Annotated in this window: 18 protein-coding genes and 2 pseudogenes; 11 read left to right on the top strand and 9 right to left on the bottom strand. The window is 72.0% G+C overall.

Features of this window, described 5'->3' with window-relative positions; genetic code table 11:
- Positions 1-67 precede the first annotated feature (67 nt).
- Positions 68-2,572: a D-alanyl-D-alanine carboxypeptidase gene (locus tag OO52_RS09685; RefSeq protein WP_078876764.1), complete on the top strand. Its 2,505-nt coding sequence runs from the start codon at positions 68-70 to the stop codon at positions 2,570-2,572.
- Positions 2,573-2,815: 243 nt separating this feature from the next.
- On the top strand, positions 2,816-4,636 hold the full coding sequence (locus tag OO52_RS09680) for a hypothetical protein (RefSeq protein ID WP_030642841.1): 1,821 nt from the start codon (positions 2,816-2,818) through the stop codon (positions 4,634-4,636).
- Positions 4,637-4,639: 3 nt separating this feature from the next.
- Here OO52_RS09680 and OO52_RS09675 read toward each other — a convergent pair whose 3' ends face one another.
- Positions 4,640-5,479, bottom strand: coding sequence for a hypothetical protein (locus tag OO52_RS09675; RefSeq protein ID WP_030642842.1), 840 nt, complete (start codon positions 5,477-5,479; stop codon positions 4,640-4,642).
- Between the two features lie 73 nt (positions 5,480-5,552).
- Here OO52_RS09675 and OO52_RS09670 point away from each other — a divergent pair, with 73 nt between their 5' ends.
- Both OO52_RS09670 and OO52_RS09665 read left to right on the top strand, forming a co-directional pair.
- Positions 5,553-6,341, top strand: coding sequence for an SDR family oxidoreductase (locus OO52_RS09670; protein ID WP_030642843.1), 789 nt, complete (start codon positions 5,553-5,555; stop codon positions 6,339-6,341).
- A gap of 127 nt (positions 6,342-6,468) precedes the next feature.
- The gene (locus OO52_RS09665) at positions 6,469-8,028 is read left to right on the top strand and encodes a sodium:solute symporter family protein (RefSeq protein ID WP_030642844.1); all 1,560 of its coding nucleotides are present in this window, start codon (positions 6,469-6,471) and stop codon (positions 8,026-8,028) included.
- 21 nt (positions 8,029-8,049) lie between these two features.
- On the opposite strand, the gene OO52_RS09660 is transcribed toward OO52_RS09665, so the two are convergent.
- Positions 8,050-9,165 (bottom strand): ADP-ribosylglycohydrolase family protein, encoded by a 1,116-nt coding sequence (locus tag OO52_RS09660; RefSeq protein ID WP_030642845.1) that lies wholly within the window; start codon positions 9,163-9,165, stop codon positions 8,050-8,052.
- Between the two features lie 138 nt (positions 9,166-9,303).
- Between OO52_RS09660 and OO52_RS09655 the strand changes: the two genes are divergently transcribed.
- On the top strand, positions 9,304-9,810 hold the full coding sequence (locus tag OO52_RS09655) for a DUF2165 domain-containing protein (RefSeq protein WP_030642847.1): 507 nt from the start codon (positions 9,304-9,306) through the stop codon (positions 9,808-9,810).
- On the opposite strand, the gene OO52_RS09650 is transcribed toward OO52_RS09655, so the two are convergent.
- The 3 genes from OO52_RS09650 to OO52_RS09640 form a co-directional block, all read right to left on the bottom strand.
- Positions 9,803-10,366, bottom strand: a complete 564-nt coding sequence (locus tag OO52_RS09650; protein ID WP_078876762.1) for a hypothetical protein — start codon at positions 10,364-10,366, stop codon at positions 9,803-9,805. The two genes, OO52_RS09655 and OO52_RS09650, sit on opposite strands and share 8 nt — an antisense overlap.
- Positions 10,367-10,510: 144 nt before the next feature.
- A complete protein-coding gene (locus OO52_RS09645; protein WP_030642850.1) occupies positions 10,511-13,096 on the bottom strand; it encodes a bifunctional FO biosynthesis protein CofGH in 2,586 nt (861 codons plus the stop codon).
- A 25-nt stretch (positions 13,097-13,121) separates the two neighbouring features.
- Positions 13,122-13,988: an LLM class F420-dependent oxidoreductase gene (locus OO52_RS09640; protein WP_030642853.1), complete on the bottom strand. Its 867-nt coding sequence runs from the start codon at positions 13,986-13,988 to the stop codon at positions 13,122-13,124.
- 130 nt (positions 13,989-14,118) lie between these two features.
- Here OO52_RS09640 and OO52_RS09635 point away from each other — a divergent pair, with 130 nt between their 5' ends.
- The 4 genes from OO52_RS09635 (at position 14,119) to OO52_RS09620 (ending at position 19,663) form a co-directional block, all read left to right on the top strand.
- Positions 14,119-15,537 carry a CehA/McbA family metallohydrolase gene (locus OO52_RS09635; protein WP_030642855.1) on the top strand — a complete coding sequence of 473 codons (1,419 nt, stop codon included), beginning with the start codon at positions 14,119-14,121 and terminating at the stop codon, positions 15,535-15,537.
- Positions 15,538-15,629: 92 nt separating this feature from the next.
- Entirely contained in the window at positions 15,630-16,025 is a 396-nt protein-coding gene (locus OO52_RS09630) for a nitroreductase/quinone reductase family protein (protein WP_030642857.1), read from the top strand.
- Between the two features lie 272 nt (positions 16,026-16,297).
- Positions 16,298-19,261, top strand: a complete 2,964-nt coding sequence (locus OO52_RS09625; protein WP_030642859.1) for an AfsR/SARP family transcriptional regulator — start codon at positions 16,298-16,300, stop codon at positions 19,259-19,261.
- A gap of 216 nt (positions 19,262-19,477) precedes the next feature.
- Positions 19,478-19,663 carry a hypothetical protein gene (locus OO52_RS09620; protein WP_030642861.1) on the top strand — a complete coding sequence of 62 codons (186 nt, stop codon included), beginning with the start codon at positions 19,478-19,480 and terminating at the stop codon, positions 19,661-19,663.
- Positions 19,664-19,975: 312 nt separating this feature from the next.
- On the opposite strand, the gene OO52_RS52565 is transcribed toward OO52_RS09620, so the two are convergent.
- Positions 19,976-20,323, bottom strand: a complete 348-nt coding sequence (locus OO52_RS52565; protein ID WP_267881451.1) for an ATP-binding protein — start codon at positions 20,321-20,323, stop codon at positions 19,976-19,978.
- Positions 20,324-20,365: 42 nt separating this feature from the next.
- Positions 20,366-20,527 (bottom strand): annotated as a pseudogene (locus tag OO52_RS52560) (ATP-binding protein); the annotation flags it as partial.
- Between the two features lie 183 nt (positions 20,528-20,710).
- Here OO52_RS52560 and OO52_RS09610 point away from each other — a divergent pair.
- Positions 20,711-21,562, top strand: coding sequence for a helix-turn-helix domain-containing protein (locus OO52_RS09610; RefSeq protein WP_030642866.1), 852 nt, complete (start codon positions 20,711-20,713; stop codon positions 21,560-21,562).
- Positions 21,543-21,746 (top strand): DUF397 domain-containing protein, encoded by a 204-nt coding sequence (locus OO52_RS09605; protein ID WP_030642867.1) that lies wholly within the window; start codon positions 21,543-21,545, stop codon positions 21,744-21,746. Before OO52_RS09610 ends, OO52_RS09605 begins: the two co-directional genes overlap by 20 nt.
- A gap of 382 nt (positions 21,747-22,128) precedes the next feature.
- Here OO52_RS09605 and OO52_RS09600 read toward each other — a convergent pair whose 3' ends face one another.
- Both OO52_RS09600 and OO52_RS09595 read right to left on the bottom strand, forming a co-directional pair.
- Positions 22,129-22,680, bottom strand: coding sequence for a hypothetical protein (locus tag OO52_RS09600; RefSeq protein WP_030642871.1), 552 nt, complete (start codon positions 22,678-22,680; stop codon positions 22,129-22,131).
- 166 nt (positions 22,681-22,846) lie between these two features.
- Positions 22,847-25,211: pseudogene (locus tag OO52_RS09595) on the bottom strand (PQQ-binding-like beta-propeller repeat protein).
- Between the last annotated feature and the right edge of the window lie 158 nt (positions 25,212-25,369).

The raw sequence follows: 25,369 nt of genomic DNA, 5'->3' as shown, positions 1-25,369 counted from the left end.
GGGCCAAGCCCTCACACAGGACACTGGTACATGGTTCGGACAGGGCGCGCGCGTAGGCGTGCGGCGCATGGAGGAGGCATCGGTGGCGGGCGAGTCCCCCGACAGGTCGAAGCAGCGCGAGTCGTCGGCGGAACCGACGTCGGGGAGCGCGGGTTCGGTTCCCGAGGCGCGCGATCCGCGTCTCGCGGTGTCCCGCGAACGGAAGTCCTCGGCCGGCGACACGGCGACGAAGGTCCTGACGGTACGACCCGGAACCCCGACCACGCGGAAGCAGTCGGCCGACCCCGAGGACACCGACCTGCAGGCGGCGGTGTCGACCTGGGTGCGCGAACCGAGCCCGGACGCACCTGCGAACGCCGACGACGCCGGGGAGGAGCCGGCGAAGGCCACGAAGCCGAAGACCGGGGCGGAGGCAGAGGCAGAGGCCGAGGAGCCGTCTGACGCCGATGCGGAGTCCGAGGGCACGTCTGACGCCAAGGCAGAGACCGAGGAGCCGTCTGACGCGGACGCAGAGGCCGGGGACACGTCTGACGCCAAGGCAGAGGCCCAGGAGCCGTCTGACGCGGAAACGGAGGCCAAGGGCACGTCTGACGCCAAGGCTGACGCCGAGGAGCCGTCTGACGCGAAGGCAGAGACCCAGGAGCCGTCTGACGCGGACGCAGAGGCCGAGGACACGTCTGACGCCAAGGCTGACGTCGAAGAGCCGTCTGACGCGGACGCCGACCGCGCCGAGCCGGCCAAGGACGAGGACGCCAAGGCGGGCGCGGAGGCCGGGACGGACGCGGAAGCCGGCGCGGAGAGCGTGGCGGACGCCGAGGCCGATGCGGACGCGAAGGACCCGGCGGACGCCGAGACCGGTGAGGGCGCCGAGGGCGGTGCCGGTGTCGCCGTCGGCGGCGAAGGCGTAGCCGAGGCGGTTGCGGGCGACGACGGCCCGGAGGACGCCGACGGTGGGGACGCACCGCAGGGGTCACCCGCAGCCGGCGCCGAGAGCCGCACCGGTGATGCGGGCGGGAAACCGGACGCCGAAGGCGAAGACGAGGCGGCGCACCTCGACCAGCCCACCACCGTCTTCAAGGCCGTCCGCCCCAAGACACCGCCCGTCGACCAGCCGACGACCATGCTCAAGCTCGGCGGCAAGCCGAAGGCCCCGGAGTCCGAGTCCGAGCGCACCAGCAAGTTCGTCGCGCTCAAGGACGACCTGCGCAAGCCGGCCGCCGAGGCCAAGGCGGCGGACGCCACCACCCCCGTCCCCCAGATCGGCCCCGAGCGCACCACCCAGCAGCCGCTCCCGCCCAAGCCCCCGCTGGACCTGCTGGCGGAGCTGACGAACACGCCCCCGCCCCCGGAGACCCCGGTCCGCACGCTCGTGCGCCGGATCAAGATCTGGACCCCGCTGGTCCTGCTCCTGGCGATCATCTTTGCGGTCGTACAGGCCGTGCGCCCGCTGCCGACGCCCACCCTCGCGCTCACCGGCAAGGACAGCTACACCTTCGCCGGCGACCGCACCCAACTGCCCTGGCCCGGCGAGGGCCAGGGCTGGATGGACGTGGACGGCGTCGGCACGATGGGGCACTTCGGCAAGCAGACCCCCGTGGCCATCGGCTCGGTCGCCAAGACCATGACGGCGTACATCATCCTCAAGGACCACCCGCTGAAGCCGGGCCAGGAGGGTCCGAAGATCAAGGTCGACGCGACGGCGGAGAAGGAGGGCGGCTACAACAAGGCCGGCGAGTCCACGCTCGACACCGTCAAGGCCGGTGACACCCTCACCGAGAAGCAGGCCCTGTCTGCCGTCCTGATCCCCTCCGCCAACAACATCGCGCGGCTGCTCGCGCGCTGGGACGCGGGCTCGGAGGCGGCGTTCGTCAAGAAGATGAACGCCACCGCCAAGGAACTGGGGATGACCGGCACGACGTACACCGACCCCTCGGGGCTGAAGGAGACCACCGTCTCCACGGCCGAGGACCAGGTGAAGCTGGGCCGCGCGTTCGTCAAGGTCCCGGCCCTGGTCGCGATCAGCAGCGCGGCGAGCTGGACGGACCCCTCCGGCAAGTTCTGGCCGAACTACAACGAGCTGCCGTACCGCATCGGCGCGATCGGCATCAAGACCGGCAGCACCACCGCGGCCGGCGGCAACCTGCTCTTCGCCTCCCGCAAGCAGGTCGGCGGGCAGACGGTGACGATCGTCGGCGCGATCCTCGGCCAGCACAAGCCGGAGATCCTGAAGACGGTCAACGCGGTCAGCAAGACGGCGCTGCTCGCCGCCCAGGACGCGCTGACCTCGGCGAGGATCGTGAAGAAGGGGGACGTCGTCGGCTACGTGGACGACCGGCTCGGCGGCCGTACCCCGGTCGTGGTGACGAAGGACGTCACGGCGGCCGGCTGGGCCGGGAAGAAGGTCGAGCTGTCCTTCGCGTCCGGGACCGTGCCGCACACCGCGAAGGCCGGCACCCGGGTCGGGACGCTCACCGTGGGTGACGGTACGGCCGGCGCGGTGAAGGTCCCGGTGGCCCTCCAGAAGGACCTGACCGAGCCCGGCATCGGCGCCAAGCTGACCCGGCTGGGCTGACCCGCCGGGCCGGCCGTACGCCCCGCCCACCCCGGCCGTACGCCCCCGCCCGCCCGTCCCCGTCCCCCGCGCACCCCGTCACGGAGCCCCCACCCGGGAGCCCCGTGGCGGGGTGCGTGCTAGCGTCACGAATCGGGGCAGGTCGCCGGTCCCGGGACAGGGCCGCGAACTGGACGGAACGCGGCCGGGTACTCCGAGGGAAGCGGCCGAGAACAGAAGACGGGACACGGGGAGTGCCTTCAGGTGGCCACAGCGGAGCCGACACACGCCGACGACGCAGATCCGGGCCCGGGATCCGGCCCGCGAATACGTCTGTCCACGACTGACCCGGGCCGGCGCGTCGCCGAGCCCGACGCCGGGGTGCGCCCCGGCGGACGCGCCCGTCCGCTCGCCGCCCTGGAACCGCTCCGGCAGCGGCTGCTCCGGCACCCCGCGCTGTCGATGACGGTGCTGTCGGGCGTGCTGCACATCATCTGGTTCTTCACCTTCGCGAACAGCGGTGGCGATCTCGCGGCGCAGGACGCGTGGGCGGAGTTCGTCGGCCGGCACCCGGACTCGGCGTACAACCTCGCCTGGTACGGCGGCATGCACCCGGTGTCGTACAGCGTGGTGTCGCCGTACCTGATGTCGGTCCTCGGCGTGCGGACCACGATGATGATCGCCGGTACGGTCTCGGCCGGTCTGCTGACGACGGTGCTGATCCGCAGCCGGTCGGTGAGGAACCCGCTGTGGGCCTCGCTCGCCGGGGTCTTCGCCTTCCTGTGCAACGCGATCTCCGGCCGGGTGACCTTCGGGCTCGGCACGATGTTCGCGCTCGGCTCGGTGGCGGCGGTGTTCTGCTGGCCGCACCGGTGGCGGTTCAAACGCTGGGCGAAGGCCCTGGTCGCCGCCCCGCTGGCGGCGCTCGCCACGATGGCCTCGCCGGTCGCGGGGCTGTTCGTGGGCCTGGTCGCGGTCGCGCTGTTCCTGCAGAAGCGGCGGCCGGGCGCGTGGGCGCTGGGTCTCGCGCCGTCGGCGGTGGTCGCGGTGTCGGCCTGGCTGTTCCCGTTCTCCGGCACCCAGCCCATGGGCTTCGGCTCGGTGGTCATGCCGCTGTCGTACGGCCTGCTGTGCCTGTTCCTGGTGCCGAAGGAGTGGGTGACGGTCCGGCTGACGGCCGCCGTCTACAGCGTCGCCGTCGTCCTGGTGTGGCTGATCAGCTCGCAGATCGGGTCGAACATCTCGCGGCTGCCGATGATGTTCGCGGGCGCGGCCCTGATCGCGGCCCTGCCGTACACCGTGCCGAAGTCCCGCAAGTGGTACGTGACCGTGCTGGCCTTCCTCGGCTTCGTCGGCTGGCTCGGCTTCAAGTCGGTGGACGACATCATCCACACCACCCCGGCCGCCTCCTGGGCGCGGGAGCTCGCGCCGCTGGTCAACGAGCTGCAGAAGGTCGGCGCCGAGAAGGGCCGGGTCGAGGTGGTCCCGGCCCGCTCGCACCGCGAGGCCTCCGCGCTCGCGCCGTACGTCAACCTGGCCCGCGGCTGGAACCGGCAGGCCGACATGGAGCGCAACCCGCTCTTCTACGACGACACGCTCAACTCGGCGAACTACCACGAGTGGCTCCAGCGGTGGGCCGTGCACTACGTGGTGCTGCCCAAGGACAACCCGGACGGAGACGGCGGCGAGCGCGAGCGGCAGCTGCTGCGGCGCGGGATGCCGTATCTGAAGCAGGTCTGGGGCGACGCGAACTGGCAGCTGTTCAAGGTGACCGATCCGGCGCCGCTCGCCGAGCCGAACGCGGTGGTGGACCGGGCCGAGCAGGGCGAGATGACGCTGCGGGTGAGCAAGGCCGGGCGGATCCTGATCCGGATCCCTTACTCGCCGTGGCTGAGCATCGTCGACGAGCACGGCAAGAGCCAGTCCTACGACAAGGTCAAGGCGTGCCTGATGGCGACGCCGGAGGACGTCGACGGGGACAAGTGGACCACGCTGCTCGCGCCGAAGCCGGGCACGTACCGGCTGGCCGCGCCGTACCAGTTGCCGCGCGGTACGCCGTGCCCCGACGAGCTGAAGAAGCCCTGACGGTCAGCGGAGCCGGTCGGCGTACGTGTCCGTGCCCGGCACCGTCGGGATGAACGGCGCCACCAGCTCCACCCGGCCCGGTCCCGCCGCGGCCACCTGCCCGTCCAGCCCCGTGAAGTGCTCCTCCCAGCACTCCCGCGGGTCCCGCTCCAGGAACCACAGCAGGGTGAGCCGGGTGTCCACGCCCTCGACCTGCCGGACGTAGGTCATGCGGTCGCCCGGCAGCGGGGTGGGCCGGAACACGGTCACCATCGCCGCCGGGGAGCCGGCGAGCCGACGCGGCAGGTGGCGGTCGCGCAGCCACTCCAGCAGAGCGGTCCGCCGCTCGGCGGACTCGGCGTCGATCACCTCCAGCACCAGGCCCGCGTACGGGTGGTCGAGGGCGTGGAAGTCGCGGGGACCGGCGGCGCCGTCCCGGTACACCGTCGTCTCGTGGTCCTGGAAGGCCGTGAAGACGTGGGTGCGGTCGTGGTAGACGCGGGCGTCCCGGTTGAGGCGCTTGTTGATGGCGACCGTCCACCTCATGTGGTCGTCGTAGCGGCCGGCGGCGATCCAGTAGGTGGAGAGGTAGCAGCCGGCGGTGACCGGCTGGGCGACGGCCGACTTCTCCGGGCAGCGCAGGAGTTGCAGCTCCCGGGGCGCGACCCAGCGGCGGCCGGCGTACATCCAGGGCATGGCCATCGCGCCGGCGTAGTAGTGGTCGTCCTCGTACCAGCGGTTGTACGCGTACTCGTGGCCGGGGTGCGGTTCGACCATGGTGATCAGGGCGTGGCCGGGGCGGACGCCGTACGGGCCGACGGCGGCCAGTTCGGCGTACCGCTCGCTGCGGGTGTCCTCGCTCATGCGGTTCCCCTTTCCTGCGGTCGCCCATACTCTGACGCCCCGTCAGATGAAGCGCCATACCGAAGGAGGGCCCATGTCCCTGCTCGCGGGCAAGACCGTCGTCGTCTCGGGCGTCGGGGCCGGGCTCGGCCACCAGGTCGCCGCGGCCGTCGTGCGGGACGGCGGCAACGCGGTGCTCGGCGCGCGCACCGAGGCGAACCTCGCCAAGAGCGCGGCCGGGATCGATCCGGAGGGCACGCGTACGGCGTTCCGGGCGACGGACATCACGGACGAGGGGCAGTGCGAGGCGCTGGCGGCGCTGGCGCGGGAGCGGTTCGGCGGGATCGACGCCGTGGTGCAGGTGGCCGCCTGGGACTCGTACTTCGGCGGCCTGGAGGACGCCGACTTCACGACCTGGCGGTCGGTCGTCGACGTGAACCTGCTGGGGACGCTGCGGATGACCCGGGCCTGCCTGCCGGCGCTGAGGGCGGGCGGGGGCGGGTCGGTGGTGTTCATCGGGACGCAGTCGGCGGTGGCCGCGCCCTCGCAGGTGAAGCAGGCCGCGTACGCCGCCTCGAAGGGGGCGCTGACCAGTGCGATGTACTCGCTGGCGCGGGAGCTGGGGCCGTACCGGATCCGGGTCAACACCGTGCTGCCGGGCTGGATGTGGGGGCCGCCGGTGCAGGCGTACGTCCGGTTCACCGCGCTGACGGAGGGGGTGCCCGAGGAGGAGGTGCTGGCGCGGCTGAGCGAGCGGATGGCGCTGCCGGAGCTGGCCACCGACGGGGATGTGGCGGATGCGGCGGTGTTCCTCGCCTCGGACCGGGCGCGGGCGATCACGGGGCAGTCGTTGCTGGTCAACGCGGGCGAGCTGATGCGCTGAGCCACTTTCGCGAGACTTTTCCGCCGTTCACACTGATGAACGTCGATCAGCAAGTCGAACAATTTTACCGTGACTTGACCTTACGCTTGCTTGTCGTGTTCATGTGGGCGGACCCACGATCGGGCACATGAACAGTCTCGACTGGGCCGTGCTCATCGGCTACTTCGGTGTGATGGTCGCGATCGGCGTCTGGTCGCACAAGCGCGTGGACAACGTTTCCGACTTCTTCACGGCCGGCGGCAAGATGCCCTGGTGGCTTTCCGGCATCTCGCACCACATGTCGGGCTACAGCGCCGTGATGTTCACCGGATACGCGGGCATCGCCTACACCTACGGCGTCACCTCCTTCATCACCTGGTCCTTCCCCATCGCGCTCGGCATCGCCATCGGGTCGAAGCTGTTCGCGCCGCGCATCAACCGACTGCGTTCCCGGCTCCATGTGGCCTCCCCGCTGGAGTACCTGAAGAACCGTTACAACCTGCCCACGCAGCAGGCGCTCGCCTGGTCCGGCATGCTGCTGAAGATCGTGGACGTGGGCGCCAAGTGGGCGGCCATCGCCACCCTGCTGTCGGTCTTCACCGGCGTCTCGCTGAACCAGGGCATCCTCATCACCGGCGCGATCACCGCGGTCTACTGCACGATCGGCGGCCTGTGGGCGGACGCGCTGACCGAACTCGGCCAGTTCGTCATCCAGTTGCTCGCCGGCATCGCGATGTTCGTGGCCGTCGTGCTGAAGCTGAACGACAAGAACATCGGCTTCTTCGGCGCCTGGGACGAACCGGCCCTGCACGGCCACGGCAAGCCGCTGGTCGGCCCCTACGGCACGGTGTTCCTCCTCGCGTTCCTCTTCATCAAGCTCTTCGAGTACAACGGCGGCATGCTCAACCAGGCCCAGCGCTACATGGCCACCGGCAGCGCCCACGAGGCCGAGCGCTCGGCCCGGCTGTCGGCGGTGCTGTGGCTGGTCTGGCCGGTGGTGCTGTTCTTCCCGATGTGGATGTCCCCGCTGCTGGTCCACGCGCAGAAGCCGGACGGCTCCGACTCCTACGCCCTGATGACCGAACAACTGCTGCCGCACGGCCTGTTGGGCCTGGTCATCGTCGGGTTCTTCTCCCACACCATGGCGATGTGCTCCTCCGACGCGAACGCGATCGCCGCCGTGTTCACCCGGGACGTGGCGCCGGTGCTGTCGGCCAAGGCGCGGGGCTGGAGCGAGCGTTCGGGGCTGATCGCGGCCCGGGTCACGACGGTCGTGTTCCTCGGCCTGTCCATGGCGGTAGCGACCCAGGTCAACTCGCCCACCCTCAAGGACATCATCACCGTCGTCATCAAGTGGGTGGCCGGTCTGATGGGCCCCATCGCGATCCCGATGATGCTCGGCCTGCTGCGCACGTTCCGCCGCTCCGGCCCGACGGCCGCGCTCACCAGCTGGGCGGCGGGTCTGCTGGCCTTCTGGCTGGTCAACTACCCCATCAACTGGAGCGTCGACGGCGGTGTCCCGCTCCAGTACCAGGTCTCGATCCCGCTCGCGGTCTCCCTGGTCCTCTACATCCTCATCGGTTACCTGAAGCCGGAGGACACCCCGGCCCGCCTGGCCGTCATCGAGAAGGTCAACACGGACGGCGACGCGGTGGCGGCGGTACCGGTGCCGGCCACGGCGGGCGACGACGTGGTGGGGGCGCCGTAGCGGCTGTCACCGGGACTCCGCTCACGCCCGCGGATACCGGGCCAGCCACCCCGGTGACGAACCGGCCGGGCCGTGCAGCGCGGGGCCCTGGGTCATCTCCATCGCGAAGTCGTCGGCCAGTTCGAGGATCGTGGGACGGCCCTCCAGTTCGGCCAGCCAGGCCGGCGGGAGGGCCGTTTCGCCGTGCAGGGCGCCGAGGAGGCCGCCGGTGAGGGCGCCCGCCGCGGCGGAGGGGCCGCTCTGGTTCACCGCCAGGCACAGCCCGTGCCGTACGTCCTCCCCCACCAGCGCGCAGTACACGGACGCGGCCAGCAGCCCGTCCGCCGTGCCGTCGCCGGCCAGCTCCTCCACCCGGGCCGGGGTCGGCATCCCCTGCCGTACCGCTCCGAGGGCGTGCTGGAGGGCGTCGGAGACCGGCTGGTGGCCGGGGCGGACGGCGAGCAGGGCGAGGGCCCGCTGCACGGCACCGTCCAGGCTGTCGCCGCGGGCCAGCCCGTGCACGATCACGGCGTACGCGCCCGCCGACAGGTAGGCGATGGGGTGGCCGTGGGTCTGGGCCGCGCACTCCACGGCCAGTTGGACGACCAGTTGGGGTTCCCAGCCGACGAGGAGGCCGAAGGGTGCCGAGCGGGCGACCGCCTCCGGGCCCAGCTCCCCCGGGTTCTTCGGGGACTCCAGCGTGCCCATGGTGTCGTCGCCGAACCCGATGAGCAGCGCGCGGGTGGGGTCCCGGCGGGCGTACAGCCACTCCTCGCGGGCCAGCCAGCCGTCTTCCTTGCGGCGCTCGTCGGGCCCCCAGTCCCGCTGGGTGGCCGCCCAGCGCAGATAGGCCCGGTGCAGATCGGTCGGCGGATGCCAGGCGCCGGTGTCGCGGCGCACCTGGGCGCGTATCAGCCCGTCCACGGTGAACAGGGTCAGCTGGGTGTGATGGGTGACCGTGCCGCGCCGCCCGTGCCCGAAGGCCAGGTCCAGCAGCCCCTCACCGCCGTACGCGGCCCGGATCTCCTCCAGGGACAGCGGATCGGCGGGCCCGCCCAGCGCGTCGCCCACCGCGGCCCCGAGCAGTGTCCCCCGCACCCGGCTCCGGTAGTCCTGCTGTTCGGCACGCCCCCAGACGGCACCGGCTGTCGCCCCCACCAGACCTCCCCTGGCACCGTCCGCCTGTACGACGCCCAGCACTGTAATCGACCGGGAACGGTCCGTTCAGCGCCGCCCGGCCGGATTCTGGCGCAATGCGTACGGCGGACCGGGGCGGCCACCGGGAAGAATCCAGCCATGACCACCACCCCCACCCATCACACCGGCCTCAGGCTCGCCGCCGGTGTGCTCACCGGCATACTCGCCCTCTACATCGCCCTGGTCGCGCTCGGCAACATCACCGACTTCGGGACCAACCAGCAGTTCGTGCGGCACGTACTGGCGATGGACACGACGTTCAAGGACGACGACCTGATGTGGCGGGCCGTCACCAGTACGGCACTTCAGGACACCGCGTACGTCCTCGTCATCGTGTGGGAGACCGTGGCGGCGCTGCTGCTGGTCTGGGGGACGTACCTGTGGGCGCGCCGGAGGGACGCCCTCGCCCGGCGCTGGTCCACCTACGGCCTGCTGATGCTCCTGCTGCTCTTCGGTGCCGGGTTCATCGCGATCGGCGGTGAGTGGTTCGCGATGTGGCAGTCGAAGACGTGGAACGGCCTGGACGCGGCGACCCGCGTGTTCCTGCTCAGCGGCGTCGCGCTCATCGTCAACCAGCTGCCCTCGGGCGGCCGGGACGCTACTTGACCACCGCCACCCGGGTGCCCTGGTCGCCGAAGGCCCACAGGACGGCTCCGTCCTCCTTGTGCAGGCGGATGCCGCCCAGTTTCTGGCCGTTCGCGGGCGGGGGCGAGGAGCCGTCCAGGGCGTTGGAGAAGGCGACGTTCACGCCGGACACCTTGGTGAAGTACATGACGTGCTCGATCTCCACGCCGTCCGAGCCCTTGAGGGACTGGGTGCGCAGGGTGATCGAGTAGCGGCCGGGCTGCGGGCTCACCGTGCCCGGCCACACCGTGAACGTGCGGGCCGCCTTGCCGGTCGCGTCGACCAGCCAGATCCGCTTCTCACCGAGCGAGTACACGATCCGGCGGCCCTCGCCGGACTCGTCCGGCAGGGCGGGGGCGGACGGCGTCCTCGGTGTCAGGGACGCGTGGGGGCTCGCCGATGCCGACGCGCTGGGCCTGGTCACGGCGGCCGTGGGATGCGGCCCGTGATTCGCCTGCACGGCGAGGGCGACGACGGCCGCGGTCGCCCCCGCCGTCAGACCGGTGACCCAGGCCCACGAGGGCAGTCGGGCAGCCACGGGACGCATCTCCTCCGCTACGGGTCCCCCTTCTCAGCACAGGGGTCGGATCATCGTACTCAGTCCGCGGAGGGGGCTCGGTCCAGAGGTCGGTCCCGGCCTCCCGCCCCGTCAGGCCGGTCCAGGGGTTCGGCCCGGGACCGCTCAGTCCAGGACCGGCAGCAGGTCCGGCAGGTGGCCGTCGGACGCCTCGGCCGCCCGCTGCCGTTCCTGCGGTACCTCGCCGTAGAGCGTGGTGCGCGGCTTCGCGGGGCGGCCGGCCGCCTCCGCCACCGCGACCAGGTCGCGGACCGACTTGTACGAGCCGTACGAGGAGCCCGCCATGCGGGAGATCGTCTCCTCCATCAGCGTCCCGCCGAGGTCGTTCGCGCCGGAGCGGAGCATCTCCGCCGCCCCCTCGGTACCCAGTTTGACCCAGCTTGTCTGGATGTTGGGGATCCACGGGTGCAGCAGGAGCCGGGCCATCGCCGTCACCGCCCTGTTGTCCCGCATCGTCGGGCCGGGCCGGGCGATCCCCGCCAGGTACACCGGCGCGTTCGTGTGGATGAACGGGAGCGTCACGAACTCCGTGAAGCCGCCCGTCTCCCGCTGGATCCCGGCCAGCGTGCGCAGGTGGCCGAGCCAGTGCCGGGGCTGGTCCACATGCCCGTACATCATCGTGGACGACGAGCGGATGCCCAGCTCGTGCGCGGTGCGGATCACCTCGATCCAGGTGGCCGTGGGCAGCTTGCCCTTGGTCAGCACCCAGCGGACCTCGTCGTCCAGGATCTCCGCCGCCGTACCGGGGACGGAGTCGAGACCCGCCTCCTTGGCGGCCGTGAGCCACTCGCGGATCGACATCCCGGTCCGGGTGGCGCCGTTGACCACCTCCATCGGGGAGAAGGCGTGCACGTGCATGCCCGGGACGCGCTCCTTCACCGCCTTCGCGATGTCGAAGTACGCGGTGCCCGGCAGGTCCGGGTGGATGCCGCCCTGCATGCACACCTCGACCGCGCCCACGTCCCACGCCTGCTGGGCGCGGTCGGCGACCTGCTCCAGCGAGAGCGTGTACGCGTCCGCGTCCGTGCGGCGCTGCGCGAAGGCGCAGAACCGGCAGCCGGTGTAGCAGACGTTGGTGAAGTTGATGTTGCGGGTGACGATGTAGGTGACGTCGTCGCCGACCGCAGACCTGCGGACGTCGTCGGCCACCCGGCACAGCGCGTCCAGCGCCGGACCGTCCGCGTGCAGCAGGGCGAGGGCCTCGGCGTCCGTCAGCCGGGTGGGGTCGTCGGCCGCCGTGCGCAGCGCCTCGCGCACGTCGGTGTCGATGCGTTCCGGGGCCATGCCGGGGGCGGCAGCCTCCCGCAGGGCCTCCCAGTCGCCGTACACCTCGTCGAAGTCGGCGCGCCGGTCGGCCGTTCGGCCCTCGGTGTCGATGGAACTGTGCAGGTCCGTGCGGCCGGTGGCGGTGAACACCTCCTCCGGCTCCTGCCAGGGGCGGCCCGTGACCGGCGCGTCCGGCAGCGCGAGTCCGGTGACCGGGTCGGCGAGGGCGGACACGTGCGGACGCAGCCGCGGGTCCAGCCAGGGCTCGCCGCGACGGACGAACTCGGGGTAGACGCAGAGGCGTTCGCGCAAGCTGAAACCGGCCGCCCGGGAGCGCTCGGTGAGTTCCTCGATCTGCGGCCAGGGGCGTTCGGGGTTGACGTGGTCGATGGTCAGCGGGGAGACCCCTCCCCAGTCGTCGATGCCGGCGCCGATCAGCCGCTCGTACTCGGCGTCGACCAGGTTCGGCGGGGCCTGGAGGCAGGCCGCCGGGCCCATGATGTGCCGGGCGACGGCCACCGTGGCGACAAGGTCGTCCAGTTCGGCGTCCGGCATGCCGCGCATCGCCGTGTCCGGCTTGGCGCGGAAGTTCTGGATGATCAGCTCCTGGATGCCGTGGTAGGCCCGGGAGACCTTCCGGAGCGCGAACAGGGACTCCGCGCGCTCCTCGTAGGTCTCGCCGATGCCGATGAGCAGGCCGGAGGTGAAGGGGACGGAGGAACGGCCGGCGTCCTCCAGGACGCGCAGCCGGACGGCCGGTTCCTTGTCCGGAGAGCCGTGGTGCGGGCCGCCCGGCTCGGACCACAGGCGGGTCGCGGTCGTCTCCAGCATCATGCCCATGCTGGGCGCCACGGGCTTCAGCCGCTGGAAGTCGGTCCACGTCAGCACGCCGGGGTTGAGGTGGGGAAGGAGTCCCGTCTCCTCCAGGATGCGGATGGAGATGGCGCGGACGTAGGCGATCGTGTCGTCGTAGCCGTGCGCGTCGAGCCACTCGCGCGCCTCCGGCCAGCGGTCCTCCGGCTTGTCGCCGAGGGTGATCAGGGCTTCCTTGCAGCCGAGGGCGGCGCCCTTGCGGGCGATGTCCAGCACCTCGTCGGGGGACATGAACATGCCGTGCCCGGCGCGGCGCAGCTTGCCGGGCACGGTGACGAACGTGCAGTAGTGGCACTTGTCCCGGCACAGCCGGGTGAGGGGGATGAAGACGCTCTTCGAGTACGTGATGACGCCGGGCCTGCCCGCCGCCTCCAGGCCCGCGTCCCGCACCCGGGCGGCGGAGGCGGCGAGGTCGGTGAGGTTCTCACCCCGCGCCTGGAGCAGCACCGCCGCCTCGGCGACGTCGAGGGCGACGCCGTCCCGGGCGCGTTTGAGGGCGCGACGCATGGAGTTCTCGGTGGGGCCGGTTCCGGAGGTCGCGGAAGTCGTCATTCCTTGAGCATACGTTCGCGTTTGATCACTGTTGCGGGGCACTGTCCGGCAGCAGGGGGCCGTAGGCGTCGAGCGCGCGCAGCACCTCCGCCTCCCTGGCCGGCGGCAACTGCACCACGACCTCCTCGATGCCCAGATCGGCGTAGTGGGCGAGCTTGCCGGGGGTGGGCCGGACGGCGTACGGGACGACCTGGAGGGCGGCCGGGTCGCGGCCCGCGTCCGCCCACACCGAGCGCAGCACGGGCAGCGCCTCGGAGAGCCCGCGCCCGCCGATCGGCAGCCAGCCGTCGGCGTACTCGGCGATGTGCGCGAACAGCTTCGGCCCGGCCGCCCCGCCGACGAGCGTGCGCGGGCCGACGACCGGGCCGCGCGGCTTCTGCACGGGCTTGGGGTGGGCGAAGCTGGCCCGTACGGCGCCGAACTCCCCCTCGTACGCGGTCGGCTCCTCGCTCCACAGCGCGCGCATCAGCGCCATCCGGTCCCGGACCAGCTCCCGGCGGGTCCGCCAGGTCACGCCGTGGTCGGCGGCCTCCTCCACGTTCCAGCCGTAGCCGAGGCCGAGGGTGAAGCGGCCGCCGGACAGGTGGTCGAGCGAGGCGATCTGCTTGGCGAGGTCGATGGGGTCGTGCTGGGCGACGAGGGTGATGCCGGTACCGAGCGCCAGCCGCTGGGTCACGGCGGCGGCCTGGGCCAGGGCGACGAAGGGGTCGAGGGTACGGCCGTACTCGCGGGGGAGGTCGCCGCCGGCGGGGTAGGGGGTGGTGCGGTCGACGGGGATGTGGGTGTGTTCCGGGAGGTAGAGGCCGGAGAAGCGGCGTGCTTCCAGCTCCTGCGCCAGCCGGACGGGGGTGACGGTCTCGTCGGTGAGGAAGATCGTGACGGAGATGCGCATGAGGCATCGTACCGACTGGTCGGTCGCTCGTCAGGGGCACGCGCGGGTGCGGTGTGGCTCGTCGTGCCCACGCGGCGCAGGCGCATATCGACACTGTCCCGCGCCCCTTGGGGCGCCTACCGTGGACCTCGTGACGACCTTGCGCGGCACCTTGGCACCCGGTTCGCCGGACTACGTGTACCTCCCTTTCGAAGTGCCTTTGGGAATCCGCGAGTTGCGGGTCTCCTACACGTACGACAAACCCCCCGTCCCGCCGGGCACCCCCGGCAACGCCCTCGACATCGGGCTCTTCGACCGGCGCGGTACCGAGCTGGGCGGGCGGGGGTTCCGGGGATGGTCGGGTGGGGCGCGCAGCGAGTTCTTCGTACGCGCGGACGAGGCCACGCCCGGGTATCTCCCCGGGCCGCTGTCCCCCGGCACCTGGTACATCGCGCTCGGTCCGTACACCGTGGCGCCGCAGGGGCTGTCGTACGAGGTGACCGTCACGCTGACGGAAGGGGCCGCGGGACAGACGCCCGAGGCGGTGTACCCGCCGGACCGGGCCCGGGGGCGGGGCCGGGACTGGTACCGGGGCGACTGCCATCTGCACTCCTGGCACTCCGACGGGCGCCGCACCCCGGCCGAGATCGCGGACCTGGCCCGCGCGGCCGGACTCGACTTCCTCAACAGCTCCGACCACAACACCCACGCCTCGCACGCCCACTGGGCCGACGCGGCCGGCGACGACCTGCTGGTGCTGCTCGGCGAGGAGGTCACCACCAGGAACGGGCACGTGCTGGCGCTCGGCACCGATCCGGGCACCTTCGTCGACTGGCGCTACCGGGCCCGGGACGGCCGCTGGGCGCACTTCGCGCGGCAGATCCGGCGGGCGGGCGGTCTGGTCGTGCCGGCCCATCCGCACGCCGACTGCGTGGGCTGCGGCTGGAAGTTCGGGTTCGCGGAGGCGGACGCCGTGGAGGTGTGGAACGGGCCCTGGACGCCCGACGACGAACTGGCGCTGGCGGCCTGGGACGCGGGGCTGGTGGCGTCGGTGCGGGGCGAGCGGACGTGGCTGCCGGCGATGGGCGACAGCGACGCCCACCGCGCCCCGGACGTGGTCGGGCTGCCCCAGACGGTCGTGCTCGCCGACGATCTGACCCGGGAGGCGATCCAGGAGGGGCTGCGGGCCGGACGGTCGTACGTGGCCGAGTCACGGCACGTCTCGGTGGCGTTCTCCGCGACGGCCGAGGGAGGCGAACGGGCGGGGATCGGGGAGCGGCTGGCGGTCGGGCGCGACACGCCCGTGACCGTCCGCCTGGAGGTGTCCGGGGCGCCGCGCTGCTCGGTGCGGTTCGTCACCGACCAGGGCGTGCTGTTCACCGGCGGACCGCTGCCGGTGTCCGGCACGGGCACCGTGGAGTGGCGCACGACCCCGGAACGCGCCGCCTATGTGCGGGCCGAGCTGCGGCACGAGACGGCACTGGGACCGGTGCCGGGGGCGATGGCCGCGCTCACCAACCCGGTCTTCCTCGGGCGGGCCGGAGACGGCAAGCCCGGGGCGGCCCGGTGAGGCGCGCCCGGCCCGCGCCCCCGTTGCGCTCAGTCGTGGCCCCGGTGGAGGCTGGCATCCTCGTGCCGGAAGAGAACAGGGGAGCCGGAGTCGTGTCAGGCCACGCAGACCGCAAGCACCGCGTCGTGACCCGCGTCCAGCGGTACGTCGCCAACCCGCTCAACCGGCGCCTGCCGTTCCAGACCCTGCTGGAGACCACCGGCCGGACGTCCGGTCTGCCCCGGCGGACCCCGGTCGGCGGGCGCCGGGTCGGGAACTCCTTCTGGCTGGTCTCCGAGTTCGGCCTGAAGTCGCAGTACGTGCGCAACATCCAGGCCGACCCCACGGTCCGGGTCCGCATCGCCGGCCGCTGGCACCACGGCACCGCCCACCTGCTCCCCGACGACGACCCCGTGGCCCGGCTGCGCACCCTGCCCCGCCTCAACAGCACGGCGGTACGGGCGCTCGGCACGGACCTGCTGACCGTACGGGTGGACCTGACGGACTGAGCCCCGTCGACGGCCGGTCCCTCACCCCGGCCACACCAGGGACTGCACCTCGCCGCACGCGTGCGGGGCGTACACACCCACGTCCCGGCCGACGCCGCTCTTCCTGAACGTTCCGTCAGCTCTCGGTGCCCGCGTCCGGCATGCGGAGAGGTTGTGAGAGCTCTGTGCACCCAGGTGTGGCCCTCTGTGATCGGCGTCTCCCACGGCTGACGCAACCGCCCGGAACAAGGCAAACTGACGGGGTTGTTCGTGATGCCGAGGGGGACGAACGCATGGACGGTGGGCCGCGAGTACCCGAGCAGCGGCGTGCCGGCTCCGCGCCCGTCGCGGAGCCCGGCCCGCTGCGCTTCGGCGTGCTCGGTCCGGTGCGGGCCTGGCACGGCGAGGACGCGCTCAGCACGGGCTCCCCCCAGCAGCGCGCCCTGCTGGCCGCCCTGCTGCTGCGCGAGGGCCGTACGGCCACGGCGGCGGAGCTGATCGACGCGCTCTGGGGGTCCGAGCCACCGTCACAGGCACTGGCGGCGGTCCGCACGTACGCCTCCCGGCTGCGGAAGGTGTTGAGCCCCGGCGTCCTGATCAGCGAGTCCGGCGGGTACGCGGTCCGGGGCCTGCGCGAGGGCGCCCTGGACCTGGCGGTCGCGCAGGACCTGGCGACGGAGGCGGAGAAGGCGCGGGGTGCGGGCGACCTGAGCCGCGCCCGATCGGTCCTGAACCAGGCCCTCGACCTGTGGGACGGCGAACCCCTGGCCGGCGTCCCCGGCCCGTACGCCGAGGCCCAGCGGGCACGCCTGGAGGAGTGGCGGCTCGGCCTGCTGGAAACCCGCCTGGACCTGGACCTGGAACAGGGCTGCCACGCGGAGGCGGTCTCGGAACTGACGGCCCTGACGGCGGCGCACCCGCTCCGCGAGCGCCTGCGCGAGTTGCTGATGCTGGCGCTGTACCGGAGCGGCCGCCAGGCGGAGGCCCTCGCGGTGTACGCGGACACCCGCCGCCTGCTGTCGGAGGAGCTGGGGGTCGACCCCCGCCCGGGCCTGAGCGAACTCCAGCAGCGCATCCTCCAGGCGGACCCGGCCCTGGCGGAACCTTCCGCCCCCGTGACGGAACCGACGGCGACCCCGGTCCGCCCGGCACAGCTCCCGGCCTCCGTCCCCGACTTCACGGGCCGCTCGTCCTTCGTCTCGGAACTGACGGACGTGCTGTCCTCGGCGTCGGAGGCGGAGGGCCGGGTGATGGCGGTCTCCGCCCTGGCCGGCATCGGCGGCGTCGGCAAGACCACCCTGGCGGTGCACGTGGCCCACCGGGCCCGCCCCGCCTTCCCGGACGGCCAGCTGTACGTGGACCTCCAGGGCGCGGGGCCGAGGCCGGCGGAGCCGGAGACGGTGCTGGGCTCCTTCCTGCGGGCCCTGGGCACGGCGGACGCGAACATCCCCGACACCCTGGAGGAGCGGGCAGCGCTCTACCGCTCGGTCCTGGACGGCCGCCGGGTCCTGGTCCTGCTGGACAACGCGAAGGACGCGGCGCAGGTGAGGCCGCTGCTGCCAGGGACGGAGGGCTGCGCGGCCCTGGTCACCTCCCGCGTCCGCATGCTCGACCTCGCCGGCGCCCACCTGGTCGACCTGGACGTCATGTCCCCGGACGAGGCGCTGGCGCTGTTCACGAAGATCGTCGGCGAGGAACGGGTGGCGGCGGAACGCGAGGCCGCCCTGGACGTGGTGGCGGCCTGCGGCTTCCTCCCACTGGCGATCCGCATCGCGGCGTCCCGCCTGGCGGCCCGCCGCACCTGGACGGTCTCGGTCCTGGCGGCGAAGCTGGCGGACGAGCGGCGCCGCCTGGACGAGCTGCAGGCCGGCGACCTGGCGGTGAAGGCCACCTTCGAACTGGGCTACGGCCAACTGGAACCGCCCCAGGCCCGGGCGTTCCGCCTGCTGGGCCTCGCGGACGGCCCGGACATCTCGCTTGCCGCTGCCGCCGCGGTCCTGGACCTCCCCGCGGAGGAGACGGAGGACCTGCTGGAGTCCCTGGTGGACACGTCGCTGCTGGAATCCGCGGCGCCCGGGCGGTACCGGTTCCATGACCTGGTACGGCTCTACGCGCGGGCTTGCGCGGAGAGGGACGAGTGGCCGCCCAGCGAGCGGGAGGCGGCGATGTCTCGGGTGCTGGACTTTTATCTGGCTACGACTGCCGGTGTATATGCGATGGAACGCCCCGGTGACCGCTTGGTGGACGATCTGGAGCCGACGGAGTACCCAGGGCTGCGGTTCGCAGAAGCGGCGGGAGCACTCGACTGGCTGTACACCGAGGCGGCACCGTTGCTGGCCTGCGCCCGACAATCGACTGGTTCACATCGGCTGCGACGTGGTGTCGATCTGCTCTGGGCGGCGAAAGACCTGACCGAGTCCGGGGCCAACTCGCACCAGTATGAGATGACGGCCCGGGCGATGTGTGAGGCGACCCGGAGAGCGGGGGACGCTCGGGCAGAGGGTAGAGCTCGCACCGTGCTGACCGATGTGCTGCTGGTGTCCGGGCGCATACAGCAGGCGGAAACGGAAGCCCGTATAGCGATGGAACTGGCCGAGAAGGTAGGCGACTCCACCGCTGTGAGCTGGGTGGCCAATAACCGCGGGCTCATGTGCCTGCATCAGGGAAGGCACGCAGAGGGCAAGGCGTTCTTCGAGAGGGCCATCGACGGACTACGCGCGGCTGGCAACCGGCCATTCGAAGCAACCAGCCTGGGTAATCTGTCCCGCGCGTACCTGGGGTTGGGCGACATCACGCGAGCAGTTGAGATCGCGCAGCGTGGAGTGGCCGCACATAGCGAGATAGGCCGGACGGTACGACTCGCCAACAGCCACTACGCGCTGGGCGTTGCCATGATCCAGGCCGGTCGCCACAGCGAAGCGCTCAGCCAGTTTTCCGACGCACTGCGTATCTTCGGCGACCACCGGCAGAGGCTCTGGGAAGGTACCGCCAACTTCCGAATCGCCGAAGTTCACTTGGCCGCTCATCATCCCGCTCAGGCCGCCCAGCACGCCGAGCAGGCACTCGCGCTGGGCTGCATCGGCGGTGACCGCATGCGTGGGAACGTGCTGACTCTACTCGGGCACTCCCTGACCAAACTCGGACAAATGGATCGCGCAAAGGCTTGTTGGCGCGAGGCACTCAACCTGTACGAGCAGAGCGGTGCCCCGGAGGCCGACAGCGTCCGAGCACTGATCAGACCGACGTCAGCCGCCTGAGGCGTCGGGACACACGCACACGCTCCGGAGCCGTTCAGCATTCGTTTATCGGCATCAGGCACTCTCATACGTGCCGGACCGTCGCGTCGGGGGGCAGGCGGTCTGACAGGAGCCCAACCCATTAGAGTGCGGCTCCGAACGCCCGTCCGGTGGCCCTCGGGGGAGCCTCTGGGCGGGCGTTCCTCACTCGTCACAACAGCAGAGGATCACGAGATCATGAGCGACCAGATCAAGGACACCGCAGCGACTCCGCAGGACAACGCGATGCCCACACCGCCTGCCGAAGACGAGACCGTCACGACGCTCGACAACGCAATGCCGACGGGACCCCTCAAGGACACCATCAAGACGATGGATAACGCCATGCCCGCCCCGCCGGCCCTGGACCTGAACGGCAAGTAAGCCACCACCCCGACGGGGATCGGCCGCGGCGGCGCGGAGGGGGAGCCGCCGCGGCCGAGGTGTGTGCGGAGCAAGATCCAGCCGTTCTTCGGCGGGAGTTGACGTCGAGTCCGCCGATACCCGTCCAACAAGGCAATGGCGTATGACGCTCACCAAGAAGGATGTGGCCACCGTGGCCTGATCCTCGGAGCCACCGCCGCTGCTGCGAGCCAGGCGCTGGCGGACAGCCACGCGCCGTGACACGGCAGCGCATCTGCCAGGGGCCGGGCGGGAAGCTCGGCCCCTGGCCGTGTGCCCCGCCGAGGCGACCGGTCACTCTCCCTCCGCCAGCTCACACCACACGGTCTTCTCCACCCCCTGCTCCACGCCCCACCGGAGGGTCACCGCGTCGATCAGCGCAAGGCCGCGCCCCGCCTCGTCGTCGTCCGCGGCGGGCAGGAGCACAGGCACGGCTTTCGCCTCCGGGTCGGTGACCGCGACGCGGATGCGCCCACCCTCCGTCCGGGCCACCCGTACGCGGACACAAACCCCCTCCCCCACGTGCCGGATCACGTTGCCCACGAGTTCGGTGACGCAGAGCTGGACGTCGGCGCAGGGTGCGTCCAGGTAACGGCGGACGGTACGGCGCAGCCCTTGCAGCGCCTTCGGTACGGCGACCACCTCGACGTCCAGCGGCGGTCGGCTCGGTGCACGTTCCTCACCCCGCAGCGCCCTCGCCAGCTTGCGCGCCGTCGCCGCGTTGCAGTTGCCGAGCGCGACCAGGCCGGCCGGGGGTTCGTATCTGCCCGCGAAGCTCGGCAGGTCCACCCGGAGGGAGGGCAAGGTGATGCCGTGGGCGGAGAGCGCCTCGCGCAGGTCGTCCACGCAGAGGGTGGTGTCGTAGACGGAGTTGGCCCGCTGGGTGGAGGGAAGATTCGAGGACGACACGGTTGCGTACGCCTTCCTGTGCGCTCTGTGACGAAACAGTCACACAGTGATGCCCGCGCCGGTACCTTTTGAAGAGGTTTCGGCTGCGCAAGCGCAACAGGCAAACGGCGGTGACGACTTATGCCCCCACGCAAAGACCCGGACGCCTCGGCGAACGTGCCCTCCTTCTACGGTGCCGAGTTGCGCTATCAGCGTGAGCTGGCGGGGCTGACCTTGGAGCAGCTGGCGGAGGGCAGCTTCCGGGGCGTGCCGTTCCTGAGCCAGATCGAGCGGGGAGAGCGGCGGATGCCGGTGGATCTGGCCCGGCACGTCGACAAGGTGCTGGGGACGGACGGCTTTTTCGAGCGGCGGTGTGAAGACGCGCGCCGGGCCCGGCAGTCGGGGCACGCGGAGTACTTCGCGGATGTGGCGGAGATGGAGCGGCACGCGGAGACGATCGAGGACTGGGCGCCGATGCTCGTACCGGGACTGCTGCAAACGCAGGCCTACGCGGAGGCCGTCGTCCACACGTCGCTGCCCTGGCTGCCGCCCGCGACCGTCGACAAGCAGGTCCGGGCCCGGCTGCAGCGCGCGAAGATCTGGGACCGGGAGGAGCGGCCGTCGTTCTGGGCGGTGCTGCACGAGTCCCTTGTCCGCAAGCCCCTGCTGCCCCCGGCGGAGATGGCGGAGCAGTTGGAGCACATCGCTCAGGTGATGCGCTCCACGCAGGGCGTTCTGCAGATCCTCCCGGAAACGGCGCACGCCCATCCGTTCATGATGGGCATGATGAGGGTGATGACCTTCCCGGACGCCCCACCGGTGGCCTACACCGAAGGGCTCCACAACGGCCAACTCATCGACTATCCGGCGCTCGTGAAGGACTACCGCAGGTCGTACGATCTGCTCAGGGCCGCGGCACTACCGCCAGAGGCGTCCCTGGCCATGGTCGAACGAGCGGCGGAGGACTATCGAGATGGCAAGCACCGGGACTGACCTGAGCACCGCCGTGTGGCGCAAGAGCAGCTACAGCAACGGCAGCGGCGGCGAGTGCGTCGAAGTGGCCGACGCACACCCCGGCCTCGTCCCCGTCCGCGACTCCAAGAAGCCCCAGGACGGACCCGTACTCCTCTTCCGTCCCCTCGCCTGGAGTGCCTTCCTCGACTCTCTGAAGGGCTGACCGCACCCGGTTCACCCGGCGTGCATGTGAGGCGCGTTCGCGCCACCCTGCCGACGGTGCGCAGGTAACTGGCCCGAGGGCCCGGTACCGGGCTGGGCCACGGCCCAGCTAAGCGGCTTGCGGCCGGTGAGTGGGGCGCGGCAGCACCTCGCGTGCACGCCGGGTGAATCGGCGGCTGCGGCCTTCCCCGGGAATGCCGCATCGCCCCTTCACACGGTGATCGGCGGATTCGGGCCAAGATGCGGGGTAGGTCTGGTGCCGCGACGGCCGGTGAGGGTGGCCCGAATCCGCCAATCACCGGTGCTGTGTGACCTGAGAGACTCATGAGACGCCTGCCAGCCCAGCCGACGGGAGGGCCCCGCACCGGTGAGGCGCTTGAGAGTCACCAGTGGTAGGAGGCCACCGGGTCCAGGTCGCAGTGGTCGACCTCGGTGGCGTTCTCCTTCGCGTTCGTCAGCGGCACCCGGATGGTGCTGGTGCCGCTCGCGGGCACGTCGACCTCCTTGATGGTGCCGTCTACCGTCATGTCGTCCGCGTCCTCGAAGGTGATGTGGACGTCGAAGCTGCTGTCGGCGGCGTTGGGGTTGGTGACCTCGATGGTCGCATAGGGCTTCTTCGCCGTCGCGCAGCTCACCAGCCGTGCGGTGCCGTCCTGGTGCTCGGAGGGGGTCGGTGTGCCGGCCGAGCCGCCGGACGAGCCGGCGGAGGTGTCGTCGCCGTAGTAGTCGTCGTCATCGTCGTAGTCGTGGTGCGTGCCCGAGCCGTAGCCGCCGCCCGACGACGTGGACGAGGAGCTGTCGTGGTCCTGGCTGGAGCTGCTGCACCCGCCGCCGCTGCCGCCGTGTCCGTGGCCGCGGCTCTTGAATCCGGTCAGCGCCAGAACGACCAGGACCGAAACCGCCGTCAGTCTGAGCATGTGCCCCCGTCGATGCATGCCGAGCACTCTAGGGGATGGCTGTCACGGCCATGTCACTGTGTGGCGACCGCCGCGTACCCGGCGTAGCGTCTGCCCTGAGAGCGGGGGACGAACCCCGCTCCCCCGCGACGACGGCCGCCGTCCCAGGCCCTTCCGTGCAACCGGTACGACGGCCGTCACCCGCTCAAGCGGTCCGCGCGGTGCCCGTGCCCTTCTCCGCGTCCAGCGCGTACACGCACCGGTCCTTGCTGCACGCGTACACCACGCCGTCCTTGACCACCGGGGAGCCGGTGATCTCGCCGCCGGTCGCGAGCTTCCAGCGCAGGCGTCCGTCGTCGGCCTTCAGGGTGTAGAGGAGGTGGTCGGTGGAGCCGAAATGGATGCGGCCCTCCGCCACCGCGGGCGCGCCCACGACGTCGCCGCCCGCCTGGAAGCGCCACTTGGGGGTGCCGGTGACCGCGTCGAGGGTGTAGAGGCCCTTGCCGCTGCCGACGTGCACGTGCCCGGCGGCCACCAGGACCGGCTCGACGGAGGAGCGGGCCTCGGTGGCGATGCGCCAGCGGTCGCGGCCGTCGGCGGCGTCGAGGGCGTAGACCGTGCCGAGGTAGTCGGCGAGGTAGATGCCGCCGCCGGTGACGGCCGGTCCGGGAGCGAAGGCCGGCGGGCTCAGGAAGACCGCCGGGGCCTCGAAGTGCCAGCGGACCATGCCGCTCACCGCCTCGATGGCGAGCACGCGGGTGCCCGCGGAGACGTAGACGCAGCCGTCGGGGGCTGGGGAGAGCCGGACCGGGACACCACCGCAGGAGGCCGCGTCACCGATGGGGTACGACCAGCGCTCCTCGCCGGTGCGGGCCTCCAGGGCGCGCAGCCGGGCGTCCTGCCAGACGTAGACCGTGCCGTCGTGCACGACCGCGCCCGCCTCCGGGGACTCGAAGTCGGTCTGGCAGCCGGTGATCTCCCACAGCTTCTGACCGCTCGTCGCCTCCCAGGCCTGGACGCCGCCGCCGCGGGTGCCGGTGACGACCGTGCCGCGGTCCGCCTTGAGGGAGTACACCCAGGCGTCCGTGGACAGCCGCCACAGGTCGGTGCCCTCGCGGGCGTCCAGGGCGAACAGGGTGGGGCCGTCGGAGGCGTGGATACGGCCGTCCGCCACCGCCATGGACCAGGCGACGTCCCGGGTCTTGAAGCGGCGGCGGCCGGTGGCCACGTCCAGGGCGTGCACCTCGAAGGAGGTGACGTAGACCAGGTCGCCGTCGACGGAGGGGGTGCCCCACACGTCGTTGGACATGCGGAACCGCCAGGGGCGCCAGCCCGCCGCCGTCTCCGGGGGCTGCGGCGGCACGGGCGGTACGGCCGGATCGGCGCCGGCCACGCCGGGGCGGGGCCGGGACCAGCTCGCCACCAGGCCGGCCTCGGGCGGGGGCGCCTTGACGGCGGCGGCGCGGGCGTCGGCGACCCGGGGGGCCGGGGCCGATGGGCACCTGGGCGCCGGCCAGCCGGACCGGGCCGGTGTCGGGGGCGCCTGTCGGGACGGACACCGCGGCGCTCGCGGGCGCCGGGACCGGCGGGTCGTACGGGGGCGGCGGGGGCACGGCCTGCCGGCCGCCGCTGCGCGGGCCCCCGGTCGGCGCCGGGGCGGGCTTGGCGGCGGGGCGTCCGCCGCGGCGGGACTCGATGAGGCCGACCGCCTTCTCCGGCAGCCAGGCGGAGGCGGTGCCGCTGTCGTCGGAGCCGGAGCCGAAGAGGTGCGGGGCGAGCTGGGCCTGGAGGTCGGCCGGGGTGGGCCGGGCGGTGGCCTCCATCTGCATGCAGGCCTCGATCAGCGGGCGCAGCTCGTCCGGCAGGCCGGTGAGGTCCGGGCCCTCGCGCAGCAGCATGAAGACGGTCTCGACCGGGTTGGCGCCGTGGAAGGGCGGGTGGCCGGTGGCCGCGAAGACGAGGGTGGAGCCGAGGGAGAAGACGTCGCTGGCGCCGGTGACGCTGCGGGAGTCCTTGGCCTGCTCCGGGGACATGTAGGCGGGGGTGCCGACGGCGACGTTCGTCATCGTCAGGCGGGTGTTCGAGACCCCGGAGGCGATACCGAAGTCGATCACCCGGGGTCCGTCCTCGACCACGAGCACGTTGGAGGGCTTGAGGTCGCGGTGGACCAGCCCGGCGCCGTGGATGGACTGAAGGGCCTCCGCCACGCCGGCCGCGAGCCAGCGCACGGCCTGGGCCGGGAGCGGCCCGCACTCGTTCACTATTTCCTCGAGCGAGGGCGCGGGGACGTAGGCGGTGGCCAGCCAGGGCACGGCGGCGCGCGGGTCGGCGTCGACCACGGCCGCGGTGTAGAAGCCGGAGACCGCGCGGGCCGCCTCCACCTCGCGGGTGAAGCGGACGCGGAAGAGCTGGTCCTCGGCCAGCTCGGTGCGCACCGTCTTGATCGCCACGCGCCGGCCGGACGCCGAGCGCGCGAGATAGACCAGCCCCATGCCGCCGGCACCCAGCCGGCCCAGCACCTCGAACGGCCCGATCCGCCGCGGATCGTGCTGCGTCAGCTGATCCACCACTGCCTGCCACCTCCCCGTACGAGCCGCGCCACTCTCCATATGTACGCGACCGAAGTGCAGCGTCTCACCACCGCACCGCCATGGCGGCACGCACCCCGATTCTTCCTGGCCGGGCGGCTGGTTGCGAACCCGGCGACAATCAGGGTGTCTCACACTGA

The sequence above is a fragment of the Streptomyces flaveolus genome (assembly GCF_000716535.1).
In the GTDB taxonomy this organism is placed as follows: Bacteria; Actinomycetota; Actinomycetes; order Streptomycetales; family Streptomycetaceae; genus Streptomyces; species Streptomyces flaveolus_A.
The sequence above is the reverse complement of the archived record's forward strand: the minus strand, read 5'-3'. Positions and strand labels throughout refer to the sequence as shown.